The organism is Serratia quinivorans (assembly GCF_946227985.1).
Taxonomy (GTDB): Bacteria; Pseudomonadota; Gammaproteobacteria; order Enterobacterales; family Enterobacteriaceae; genus Serratia; species Serratia quinivorans_A.
In genome coordinates, this window is record NZ_CAMKGL010000004.1 from 1 (window position 1) to 12,066 (window position 12,066).

The window sequence follows — 12,066 nt, forward strand, 5'->3', positions numbered from 1 at the left end:
AAACAACTTATTGCTTGGTCACTCTTCAAGACTTGATATTTTTTCGAACCCGAAGGTTCTGGATATCGTCTTGTGGAGTGCCCACACAGATTGTCTGATAAATTGTTAAAGAGCAGTGAGTTAGCCGCCGTGGCGCGCTATCTCGAGGTGGCGTATATTACGCTTTTCACCCGAAGAGTCAAGCGTTTATTTTGCCTTTCTCTTTCCGACTGGGCGACTTGGCTCTCGTTAGAGGAGTCGTTGTTCCCGGTCAGTGGAGGCGCATTATAGGGAGTTCTCAGAAGGCCGCAACCCCTAAATGCAAAAAACTTTTCAAGCGTTCAAATAACAACCAATAAAGGTCTTTTAGGATATTTATTAGCCGGAAAAGTGGTGTTTTAAGGCCGTTAGCCCGGAAAGTTCTATAAGCGCAATGAAAACAGATAAAGAAAAGGGAGCGGTTGCCCGCTCCCTTTTATCGCAATGACTATAGATAGCCGTTACTGTTTGGCGACGATATGTTCGTCTTCTACATCCAGCGTCACCGGTTTGCCCGGAATCAACTTGCCGGAAAGGATTTGCTGCGCCAATGGGTTTTCGATCTCCTGCTGGATAGCGCGTTTCAACGGACGTGCACCATACACAGGGTCGAAACCAGTTTTGCCCAGCAGCTCCAACGCCGGTTCGGTCATAGTGACTTCGTAACCACGTTCTTCCAGACGTTTGTACAGACGCGCCAGCTGAATCTTGGCAATCTCGGCAATGTGTTTCTGGCTGAGAGGGTGGAACACTACCACCTCATCTATACGGTTGATGAATTCCGGACGGAAATGATGCGTGACCATTTCCATCACTGATTCCTTCATCTGCGCGTAGTTCATCTGACCGAAGTGTTCCTGGATCAGATCGGACCCCAGGTTAGAAGTCATGATCACCACGGTATTACGGAAATCAACGGTACGTCCCTGACCATCGGTCAGACGCCCATCGTCCAATACCTGCAGCAGGATATTGAACACATCCGGGTGCGCTTTCTCCACTTCATCCAGCAGGATCACTGAATAAGGTCGACGACGCACTGCCTCGGTCAGATAACCGCCCTCTTCGTACCCGACATAGCCCGGAGGCGCACCCACCAGCCGCGATACCGAATGTTTTTCCATAAACTCGGACATATCTATACGCACCATGGCATCGTCACTGTCGAACAGGAACGAGGCCAGCGCCTTACAGAGTTCGGTTTTACCCACCCCGGTCGGACCAAGGAACAGGAACGAACCGATTGGACGGTTTGGATCTGAAAGCCCAGCTCGACTACGGCGAATTGCGTTAGAGACCGCGCTCACGGCTTCATCCTGGCCAATAACTCGAGAATGCAGTTCCTGCTCCAGACGCAACAGCTTGTCACGCTCGCCTTCTAGCATTCTGGCAACAGGAATACCGGTAGCCCGCGCCAACACTTCAGCAATTTCTGCGTCGGTCACCCGGTTACGCAACAGCTTCATCGTTTTGCCTTCAGCCAGCGTGGCGGCAGCAAGCTGTTTTTCCAACTCTGGGATCTTGCCGTACTGCAGTTCTGACATCCGCCCCAAATCGCCGACGCGACGCGCCTGCTCCAGAGTTATCTTGGCCTGCTCAAGTTCCGCTTTAATATTCTGCGTACCGGAGAGTGAGGCTTTTTCCGCTTTCCACTCTTCTTCCAGCTCTGAATATTCACGCTCTTTCTGCTCCAGCTCACCGCTAAGCATTTCCAGACGTTTCTTGCTGGCGTCGTCCGACTCTTTGCTCAGCGCCTGTTGCTCCAGCTTAAGCTGAATAATGCGGCGCTCCAGACGATCGAGCGATTCCGGCTTGGAGTCCATCTGCATGCGGATGCTGGACGCCGCCTCATCGATCAGGTCAATCGCCTTATCCGGCAATTGACGATCGGAGATATAGCGATGTGACAAGGTCGCCGCAGCAACAATTGCCGGATCTGTGATCTGCACATGGTGATGCAGTTCATAACGTTCTTTCAGACCTCGCAGGATAGCGATGGTGTCTTCAACGCTGGGTTCCGCCACATAGACTTTCTGGAAACGACGTTCGAGCGCCGCGTCCTTCTCTATATACTGGCGATATTCGTCCAGCGTGGTGGCACCGACGCAGTGCAATTCCCCACGCGCCAGCGCCGGTTTCAACATATTGCCGGCATCCATCGCGCCATCGGCTTTACCCGCGCCGACCATAGTATGCAATTCATCAATAAACAGAATGACGCTGCCTTCCTGTTTGGACAGATCACTCAGCACCGCTTTCAGACGCTCTTCAAACTCACCGCGGTACTTAGCCCCGGCGATCAGCGCCCCCATATCGAGGGACAGCACACGTTTATGCTTTAGGCCTTCCGGGACTTCACCATTAATGATGCGTTGCGCCAAACCTTCGACGATGGCGGTTTTACCCACGCCAGGTTCGCCGATCAACACCGGGTTGTTTTTGGTACGACGTTGAAGCACCTGAATGGTGCGACGGATCTCTTCGTCACGGCCGATAACCGGGTCAAGTTTGCCCTGCTCGGCACGTTCGGTCAGATCAATAGTGTATTTCTTCAATGCCTGACGTTGGTCTTCAGCACCCTGATCTTCCACGCTGTCTCCACCTCGCATTTGCTCAATAGCCTTGCTGATTTTATCGGTTGTCGCACCGGCCGCTTTCAACAGATCGGTCAATGTTCCACGATCCTCAAGCACCGCCAGTACAAAGAGTTCGGAAGAAATGAATTTGTCCGCCCGCTTTTGCGCCAGCTTGTCGCACAGGTTAAGGACACGCACCAGTTCATGGGACGGTTGAACGTCACCACCGGTACCTTCGACTTGAGGCTGACGAGACAGTGCCTGTTCGATTTCAGTGCGCACGCGCCCTGCATCGATACCGGCAGAAGTTAAGAGTGGACGAACCGTGCCCCCGTCCTGATTGAGCAGAGCGCTCATCAGATGTAACGGTTCAATAAACTGGTTGTCGCGCCCAAGGGCTAAAGATTGGGCATCGGCGAGGGCAAGCTGGAATTTGTTAGTAAGACGATCCAGACGCATAACACCTCCAAGATGGGTCGAAATTGCTACTGGAGATTAAATGAGGTCATCCCTCAAAAATTCAAGGTTATTTCGACTGTATATTTTCGGTACTACATCATGCGTCTTTGGACCGTCCTAATTCAATAGGTTATATCAGCCAGATTAAACTTGCCAGACGTCCGGTTATTCCATCGCGACGATAGGAGAAAAAATGACTGATTTCGCTCACCGTACAACGATCGCCACCGTAGATGGCGTGGATGCCTGCGCGTTGCAGGCGCTGACGGGCTAATAAATAGATATCGGCCAGAAATTTATCACCCAGGGGGGTAAAAGCTGCCGCCGCTGCGTCATCCACAGCAATAAATGCCGCACGGACCTCAGGGCCTACCTCAAACTGCTGCGGGCCAATCGCCGGGCCGAGCCAGGCGCTGATGCGCCCCGGTTCAGCTGCAAAAGCAGCCAGAGTTTGTTCCAGCACGCCATTGCACAACCCACGCCAACCGGCATGGGCTGCAGCAACTTCATCACCGGCCTGCGAACAAAACAGCACCGGCAAGCAATCCGCCGTCATCACGGCACACACTTGCCCCGGGACATTACTGTAAACGGCATCCGCTTGCAGGTCGGCTGGCGTTTGCCCATCCAGCCGCACTACACGGGTACCATGGATTTGCTCCAGCCAGACTGGCATCTGCGGCAGGCCGGCATTCTCTACCAGCCGTTGGCGGTTATCCGCCACTGCTCGCGCATCATCACCCACGTGGGTTCCGAGGTTGAGCGAGTCATACGGCGGTAAACTAATGCCGCCGTGACGGGTGGTGCTGCAGGCTTTTACCCCAGCAGGCAACGGCCAATCGGGCAGGATAAGAGAATCCATTACCAGTTCATCTGATCTTTAAATTCTTCGGTATCGGCTTTCAGCGCGTTAATCAAATCGACCATATCCTGAGGCAGCGGCGCGTGCCACTCCATCTGGATACCGCTGATTGGATGATATAAACGCAGCATGGTCGCGTGCAGTGCCTGACGATCGAAACCGCGCAGCGTGGCAATAAATGCATCCGACGCACCTTTTGGTGGACGCGGACGGCCACCGTACAGCTGATCGCCCACCAACGGATGGTTGATATGTGACATATGCACGCGAATCTGGTGAGTACGGCCTGTTTCCAGACGCAGGCGCAGGCGAGTGTGCGCACGGAAGTGCTCCATAATACGGTAATGCGTCACCGCGGGTTTACCCATCGGGTGCACTGCCATATGAGTGCGCTTGGTTGAATGGCGCGAAATCGGCTCTTCGACGGTACCGCCGGCGGTCATGGTGCCAATGGCAACCGCTTCATATTCACGGGTAATATCACGCGCCTGCAGCGCTTCTACCAGTCGGGTTTGCGCCGGGACGGTCTTGGCCACGACCATCAAACCGGTAGTGTCCTTGTCCAAACGGTGCACGATGCCGGCACGCGGCACATCGGCAATTTCAGGATAGTAGTGCAGCAACGCATTAAGCACCGTGCCATCCGGGTTACCGGCGCCAGGGTGCACGACCAGGTCGCGTGGTTTGTTGATGACCAGAATGTCACTGTCTTCATAGACGATATTCAGCGCGATGTCCTGCGGTTCCCAACGGGCGTCTTCTTCTATCTGTGCATCAATGGCGACCGTCTCTCCCCCCAGTACCTTCTCTTTCGGTTTGTTTATCGTTTTGCCATTAACCTGTACCCGATCGTCCAGGATCCAATCTTTTATGCGAGATCGTGAATAATCAGGGAACAATTCGGCCAAAGCCTGATCTAAACGTTGTCCGAGTTGAGATTCGGCCACCGTTGCGGTGAGTTGTACTTGTTGTGCCATATGCAGCTTCTTCGTTAACGTTGGGTTTTCACGGCGATGCCGTTTAATATAATGTGCTATTGTAACTGGTCTTTGTCGGGAGCTTAACGGACAGTCTCCCGGAATAACACCCTGAGGATAATCAAAACGTCATGACGCGTATGAAATATCTGGTGGCGGCAGCCACGTTGAGCCTGGCGCTGGCAGGTTGCTCCACATCCAAGGATGCGGTTCCCGACAACCCACCTTCGGAAATCTATGCTACTGCCCAGCAAAAACTGCAGGACGGTAACTTTAAGGGCGCGATTACGCAACTCGAAGCGTTAGATAACCGCTATCCTTTCGGGCCGTACTCTCAGCAGGTTCAGTTGGACCTGATTTATGCCTACTACAAATCTGCCGATTTACCACTGGCTCAGGCGTCTATCGATCGTTTCATGCGTCTGAACCCTACGCACCCGAACATCGACTACGTGATGTACATGCGTGGTCTGACCGATATGGCGTTGGATGACAGTGCATTGCAAGGCTTCTTCGGGGTCGATCGTTCAGACCGCGATCCACAGCATGCTCGCGCTGCGTTTCGCGATTTCAGCCAGCTGATTCAGCAGTACCCGAACAGCCAGTATGTGACCGATGCCAACAAGCGTCTGGTGTATCTGAAAGACCGCCTGGCCAAGTATGAGCTTTCGGTGGTGGAATACTACACTAAACGCGGTGCCTACGTCGCGGTCGTTAATCGCGCCGAACAGATGCTACGTGAATATCCGGATACCAAAGCGACGCGCGACGCGCTGCCGCTGATGGAAAATGCGTATAAACAGTTGCAACTGAACGGTCAGGCCGACAAAGTGGCCAAAGTGATTGCCGCCAACCCGGCATAACCGAATTGGCAACGGTAGAAAAACAAAACGGCAGCTTCGGCTGCCGTTTTCATTTGCTGCGAACTTAGCCAGAGCTGGATAAATACACAAGCAAAAACACGATGTTAGCAAGACTGCCCCACCGCTTATCCATTCAATAATGCGCGTTCCGCTCTCAAGACTCAAGCGTTAGATAGCCAATTCAAATGCTGAATCACAGATTGAACTAACTTTGCAAAAAGTGACAAAAATACGTGATTTTCATCACGCATTTAAGCAAAAAGCGGGGTATGCTGGATCCATCCAAGACGGAAAGACAGAGAGGTAAGTTATATGACATTGAACATTACCAGCAAACAAATGGACATCACTCCCGCAATCCGCAGTCACGTCGAAGACCGTCTCACCAAACTGGAAAAATGGCAGGCCCAACTGATTAACCCACATATCGTCTTATCCAAAGAACCGAAAGGGTTTGTTGCCGACGCCACCATTACTACCCCTAACGGCCCGCTGGTCGCCAGCGCAAAACATGAAGACATGTACACCGCCGTTAACGATCTGATCGCCAAGCTGGAGCGTCAGTTGAATAAGGTGCAGCACAAAGGCGAAGCACGCCGTGCCGCGACCAGCGTGAAAGACATCATTCCGGAAGTCGAACCGGAACAGGAATAACCGTTTAGCGGCTGTTTCACATCAAACGCGCCTGAGGGCGCGTTTTTTGTCTGGTTTTTTTATTGACGAGATAAAGGCCTGCGGTTACTTTAAAAACTGTCTCACGCATACTCTGGATAACCCATGCTCCCTAAACCGTTTTTCTTCGCATTCTTTTTTACCTTCCCCTGATTGGGAGGCGTTTCGTCGTGTGATAAAGAATGCGAAGACGAACAGCAAAGCCTCCTGAAACCAGGGGGCTTTTTTTATGGCTATTTACGACGTATAAAAAATAAGGCAGAAGCTGATTATGACTGACAACCCGTTACTCGTGCTGCGCGAACGCATCAGCGCACTGGATCTAAAACTGCTGTCCCTGCTGGCAGAACGCCGTGAGCTGGCGGTAGAAGTAGGGAAAACCAAGCTTCACTCTCATCGTCCAATCCGGGATAAAGAACGTGAGCGCGACCTGCTGGACGCCCTGATCGCCGCCGCCAAGCCCTACGATCTGGACGGGTTCTACGTCACCCGCCTGTTCCAACTGATTATCGAAGACTCGGTATTGACCCAGCAGTCGTTACTGCAAAACCAACTCAATCAAGTCAGTCAGCATTCAGCCCGCATCGCTTTCCTCGGCCCGAAAGGCTCTTATTCTCACCTGGCCGCACGCCAATACGCAGCTCGCCATTTCGACCAGTTGATCGAGTGTGGTTGCCAGAAATTCCAGGACATATTTACCCAGGTCGAAACCGGTCAGGCGGATTACGCCATTCTGCCGATCGAAAATACCAGCTCAGGTTCGATTAACGACGTCTACGATCTGCTGCAGCACACCAGCCTGTCGATCGTCGGCGAGCTGACTAACCCTATCGATCACTGCGTCCTGGTAGCCAGCGACACCGATCTTGCCCAGATCGAAGTTGTGTATAGCCACCCGCAGCCATTCCAACAGTGCAGCCAGTTCATTAATCGCTATCCGCACTGGAAAATCGAATATTGTGAAAGCACTGCCGCAGCGATGGAAAAAGTCGCCAAATTGAACTCGCCAAAAGCCGCAGCGCTAGGCAGCGAAGCTGGCGGCGCGTTGTATGGCCTGCAGGTGCTGGAGCACAATCTGGCCAATCAACAGCAGAACATCACCCGTTTCATCGTGCTGGCGCGTAAGGCTATCGACGTTTCCGAGCAGGTGCCGGCTAAAACCACGCTAATCATGGCCACTGGGCAGCAATCCGGTGCACTGGTTGAAGCCCTGCTGGTGCTACGCGAAAACGGCATCATCATGACCAAACTGGAATCTCGCCCGATTAACGGCAATCCGTGGGAAGAAATGTTTTATATCGATGTGCAGGCTAACCTGCGTTCTGAATCAATGCAGAAAGCATTGAGGGATCTGACCCCCATCACCCGCTCACTGAAGGTGTTGGGCTGCTATCCCAGCGACAACGTGGTGCCGGTCAATCCATCCTGATGATGTAAAAAAGGGTTCGGCATTGCCGAACCCGGATACTCTATTGTCGGCTGTCATTCGCCTGACGTAGCAACGAACGGCTTTCCACCAGGAAACGCTGCGCATAGTCACCAAACCAATGCTCGACCTTCTGGAAGCTGTGAATAAACGCCTGTTTATTACCCTGTTCCAGCAGTTTGATCGCCTCGCCGAAGCGCTGATAGTAACGTTTGATTAGCGCAATATTCTCTTCCGACGACATGATGATATCTGCGTACAACTGCGGATCCTGCGCAAACAGCCGTCCGACCATCGCCAACTCCAACCGGTAGATCGGTGAAGAGAGTGCCAGCAATTGTTCCAGTTGAACGTTTTCTTCCGCCAAATGCAGACCATAGGCAAAGGTGGCAAAATGGCGCAGCGCCTGGATGAAAGCCATGTTCTGATCGTGCTCAACCGCGCTGATACGATGCAAACGCGCGCCCCATACCTGCAGCTGCTCCAGCAACCATTGATAGGCTTGCGGCTCACGGCCATCGCAATAGACCACCACCTGCTTGGCCACGCTGCCTACGTCCGGGCCAAACATCGGATGCAGCCCCACCACCGGGCCCGAGTGCGCTGCCAACATGGCATTTAGCGGACGATTTTTTACCGATGCCAGATCGACCAGGATACAGTCCGCCGGCAGCGGGGGTAATCTTTCAATGACCTGCTCAGTCACGTGAATCGGCACGCTGACAATCACCATTCCGGCGTCTGCCAGCAATGTATCGGCCTGCGGCCAATCTTGCTGATCCAATACCTTGACCTGGTAGCCGGACAGCGTCAGCAGGCGATTAAACAACCGTCCCATTTGGCCGTTACCGCCGATGATGACAATCGGACGCAGCTGTGGGTTCAAGGTTTTAAAGCCTTTGTCGTTCTCGCTGACATAAGACTCGCGCATTACCCGGCGTAGCACGTCCTCGATCAGATCAGGGGGGACACCAAGATTGACGGCTTCCTGACGCCGTGAGGCCAGCATCGCCGCCTCACGTTCAGGAACATACACCGGTAACCCGTGGTGGCTCTTGACCTCACCCACTTCTGCCACCAGCTGCAGGCGTTTTGCCAGCAGCTCCAGCAGCGCCTTATCCACTTCGTCGATTTGATCGCGCAACGCGGTCAGTTCAGCCACCATAACTTACTACTCTCCAGTACGTGCCGTCAGCGCAGTGCCGAGTTCCTGGTGCATATGACGCAGCAGCGTCTCTGTACTTTCCCAGTTAATGCAGGCGTCGGTAACAGAAACCCCGTAGCGCATATCTGCACGCGGTTGCTCAGAGGACTGGCTACCTTCGTGCAGGTGGCTTTCCAGCATGATGCCGGTGATCGAACGGTTACCCGCTTTAATCTGCTCTACCACGGACTCGGCAACCGTCGGCTGACGGCGATAGTCTTTATTCGAGTTGCCATGGCTGCAATCTATCATCAAGGACGGGTGGAGTCCCGCCTCCTGCATCTGTTTTTCACAGGCCGCAACGTCTTCGGCACTGTAGTTCGGCGTTTTGCCACCACGAAGGATCACATGCCCATCCGGGTTACCTTGCGTTTGCAACAGGCACACTTGCCCTGCCTGGTTGATGCCGACAAAACGGTGTGGCATCGCCGCTGCACGCATCGCGTTGATCGCCGTGCCCAGGCTGCCGTCGGTACCATTTTTGAAGCCCACCGGCATCGACAAGCCTGAAGCCATCTCACGGTGAGTCTGCGATTCTGTGGTTCGCGCACCAATCGCAGACCAGCTGAACAAGTCGCCCAGGTATTGCGGGCTGTTCGGATCCAACGCTTCTGTCGCCAACGGCAGGCCCATACCCACCAGATCCAGCAACAGACGACGCGCGATATGCAAACCGGCTTCAACATCAAACGAACCATCCATGTACGGATCGTTAATCAGGCCTTTCCAGCCGACGGTGGTTCGTGGTTTTTCAAAATAGACACGCATAACGATATAAAGCTGATCGCTCAATTCAGCCGACAGGGTTTTCAAATGACGGGCGTAATCCAGTGCAGCATCCGGGTCGTGGATAGAACAGGGCCCACACACCACCAGCAGGCGATGATCGCGCCCCTGCAAAATATCAGCGATGGTTTTGCGCGCGGTAGCGATTTCATTTTCATCGCTGGCGCTGAGCGGGAACTGGTTCTTCAGTTCTTCCGGTGTGATCAGAATTTGTTCTGCACTGATATGAACGTTATTGAGCGCGTCTTTTTGCATGATGCTATTCCTGTCGTTTGCCGTTATGCGTAAGCGTTAATACAACCTTGAGCGTTTCAGGTCCTTACCATACCATGCAATGTAAAGTTTTCAATCCGACATCTGTAAATAAAAAATTACCACTGACAAACCATCTTGAAATGCCGTACTGAAATAGGCAACAAAAACAAATCAACATCATGATTTGTAAATAAAAAACATCAAATTAAACCAATGTTTTCGTTTATCCCTTTTAACCTTGAAGGATGGGCGCCATCGCCATAGATCGTAAATATAAATGTACACTACGTTTTCTACGACAATGCATCGGGACGCGATACACCGTTCGGTCTCATCCAGATTATTGAGCACGGTTCCCCCACCCGATGTTGCCACCAGACGATAACCTTAGCCAAAACCCAGCCAAACGCTAAGGATACTCAGCATGATATGCCACAGGAAGGGGTTAATTAAGTAGAAGAAAAGTGAATAAGTGAGGAAGAGAAATTAAAAACTTAAGCTAATCGTAGCTATTTTGGTCGCCATGACGAACCGATATAATGTGACTGACATCACTTATAATCACTCTTAACAACTGGATCCAAAATGCTCTCTTTACGCGCTCGCCGCGCTATTCCGCTGTTCATTAGCTGCTTAACGACTTTCACCAGTGTTTCAGCCCTTGCCGACAATACACTTTTCACCGCGATGGACGATCCGGCCACCGCGAAAAAGCCATTTGAAGGTAACATTCAGGCGGGTTACAACTCACAGTCTGGCAACTCCCAAAGCTCGACGCTGCTGGCCAACACCAGCATGACCTGGTTCAACAGCGATGCCGCCTACAGCCTGTGGGGAGCCGCCAACAACACCACCTCCTCTAACGTGCGCTCGTCTGAAAAGTATCAGGCTGGCGGTCGTACACGTTATAACCTGTCCGATCGCAACTACCTGTTCGGTCAGGCAAGTTGGCTTAGTGACCGCTTCAATGGCTATGACTCCCGTTCCACGCTGACCGGCGGTTATGGTCGCCAAATCCTCAACGGGCCACTCAGCGACCTGCGAGTTGAATTTGGTCCCGGCGTACGTCACGATGAATATCATGGCGGTGGTCGCTCCACCAAAGCGCTGGCTTACGGCGCAGCCAACTATTCGTATCAGTTGACCGACAATACCAAGTTCTCCGAAGGCGTTTCCGCACTGGCTAACGAAGAAACCACCTTGAACTCCGAAACCGCGCTAAGCGTCGCGATTAACGAAAAGTTCGCACTGCGTCTGGCTTATAACGTGACTTACAACAGCAAGCCGCCGGCGTCAGCACCGAAGAACACCGATACCACGACGTCCATCAGCCTGGTATACGGTCTGTAATCTTTTCGCCCTGTAAACTGACCCCACTAAGCCCATCATCGATGGGCTTTTTTTTATTTCCAAAAAAAATTTAAACATTTTGCTAAAAAATAACACTCTCGCCATTGACGACTTTAGCAAATAGCTTAATACTGTATATATATACAGTATTTGTTAAACGAGTTTAGAACATGAGTATTTTCAATTTCTAATTCTGAGCTCTATACCTACCCATTTTTACTTAATTTTTTGCAAGGGGGTTTCTATGATGCACTGTCCACTTTGCGGTAGCGTGGCCCATACTCGCTCCAGTCGTTACCTGAGTGAAGCGACCAAAGAGCGCTATCACCAATGCCAGAACATTAACTGCAGTTGCACTTTTGCCACGCATGAGTCCGTCGCGCGAGTGATTGTGAAGCCTGGCGATATTATTCCGGCTCAGCCGCACCCGGAAAAAAACAAGCCGCGCGCCGCCGCACTGTAATGCACAGAGCCTGCCACCGCAGGCTTATTTATCTCTGAGGAAACCTACTTTTCCGAAAACAAAATCTTGCAAATGCAATCAACAGATTTTAAGCATAAAAAAAGGGGTCGGCATATTGCCAACCCCTTCATAGTTATTAACTTTTGGATGCAGCG

Annotated in this window: 11 protein-coding genes and 1 other annotated feature; of the genes, 6 read left to right on the top strand and 5 right to left on the bottom strand. The window is 52.2% G+C overall.

The window, feature by feature from the left end; translation table 11 throughout:
• Positions 1 to 479: 479 nt before the first annotated feature.
• The 3 genes from clpB to rluD all read right to left on the bottom strand — a co-directional run bounded on the left by clpB (position 480) and on the right by rluD (position 4,892).
• Entirely contained in the window at positions 480 to 3,053 is a 2,574-nt protein-coding gene (clpB, locus tag OCH02_RS13085) for an ATP-dependent chaperone ClpB (protein ID WP_261431627.1), read from the bottom strand.
• A gap of 130 nt (positions 3,054 to 3,183) precedes the next feature.
• Positions 3,184 to 3,915 (bottom strand): purine nucleoside phosphorylase YfiH, encoded by a 732-nt coding sequence (yfiH, locus tag OCH02_RS13090; protein WP_261431628.1) that lies wholly within the window; start codon positions 3,913 to 3,915, stop codon positions 3,184 to 3,186.
• Positions 3,915 to 4,892, bottom strand: a complete 978-nt coding sequence (rluD, locus tag OCH02_RS13095) for a 23S rRNA pseudouridine(1911/1915/1917) synthase RluD (RefSeq protein ID WP_135315212.1) — start codon at positions 4,890 to 4,892, stop codon at positions 3,915 to 3,917. Before rluD ends, yfiH begins: the two co-directional genes overlap by 1 nt.
• A 131-nt stretch (positions 4,893 to 5,023) precedes the next feature.
• Between rluD and bamD the strand changes: the two genes are divergently transcribed.
• From bamD to pheA, 4 genes are all read left to right on the top strand, one after another.
• The gene (gene bamD, locus OCH02_RS13100; protein WP_012005328.1) at positions 5,024 to 5,755 is read left to right on the top strand and encodes an outer membrane protein assembly factor BamD; all 732 of its coding nucleotides are present in this window, start codon (positions 5,024 to 5,026) and stop codon (positions 5,753 to 5,755) included.
• 312 nt (positions 5,756 to 6,067) lie between these two features.
• On the top strand, positions 6,068 to 6,409 hold the full coding sequence (raiA, locus tag OCH02_RS13105) for a ribosome-associated translation inhibitor RaiA (RefSeq protein WP_012005327.1): 342 nt from the start codon (positions 6,068 to 6,070) through the stop codon (positions 6,407 to 6,409).
• A gap of 122 nt (positions 6,410 to 6,531) precedes the next feature.
• Positions 6,532 to 6,658: a sequence feature (Phe leader region), on the top strand.
• The gene (locus OCH02_RS13110) at positions 6,533 to 6,580 is read left to right on the top strand and encodes a hypothetical protein (RefSeq protein WP_261431838.1); all 48 of its coding nucleotides are present in this window, start codon (positions 6,533 to 6,535) and stop codon (positions 6,578 to 6,580) included. It overlaps the preceding feature by 48 nt.
• Positions 6,659 to 6,698: 40 nt before the next feature.
• Positions 6,699 to 7,856 carry a bifunctional chorismate mutase/prephenate dehydratase gene (pheA, locus tag OCH02_RS13115; protein WP_153857977.1) on the top strand — a complete coding sequence of 386 codons (1,158 nt, stop codon included), beginning with the start codon at positions 6,699 to 6,701 and terminating at the stop codon, positions 7,854 to 7,856.
• A gap of 40 nt (positions 7,857 to 7,896) precedes the next feature.
• Here pheA and tyrA read toward each other — a convergent pair whose 3' ends face one another.
• Both tyrA and OCH02_RS13125 read right to left on the bottom strand, forming a co-directional pair.
• The gene (tyrA, locus tag OCH02_RS13120; protein WP_261431629.1) at positions 7,897 to 9,018 is read right to left on the bottom strand and encodes a bifunctional chorismate mutase/prephenate dehydrogenase; all 1,122 of its coding nucleotides are present in this window, start codon (positions 9,016 to 9,018) and stop codon (positions 7,897 to 7,899) included.
• A gap of 6 nt (positions 9,019 to 9,024) precedes the next feature.
• The gene (locus tag OCH02_RS13125; RefSeq protein WP_135315208.1) at positions 9,025 to 10,098 is read right to left on the bottom strand and encodes a 3-deoxy-7-phosphoheptulonate synthase; all 1,074 of its coding nucleotides are present in this window, start codon (positions 10,096 to 10,098) and stop codon (positions 9,025 to 9,027) included.
• Positions 10,099 to 10,683: 585 nt separating this feature from the next.
• Between OCH02_RS13125 and OCH02_RS13130 the strand changes: the two genes are divergently transcribed.
• Positions 10,684 to 11,448, top strand: a complete 765-nt coding sequence (locus OCH02_RS13130) for a YdiY family protein (RefSeq protein WP_153857980.1) — start codon at positions 10,684 to 10,686, stop codon at positions 11,446 to 11,448.
• 244 nt (positions 11,449 to 11,692) lie between these two features.
• Positions 11,693 to 11,911 (top strand): ogr/Delta-like zinc finger family protein, encoded by a 219-nt coding sequence (locus OCH02_RS13135; RefSeq protein WP_112348060.1) that lies wholly within the window; start codon positions 11,693 to 11,695, stop codon positions 11,909 to 11,911.
• Positions 11,912 to 12,066 lie beyond the last annotated feature (155 nt).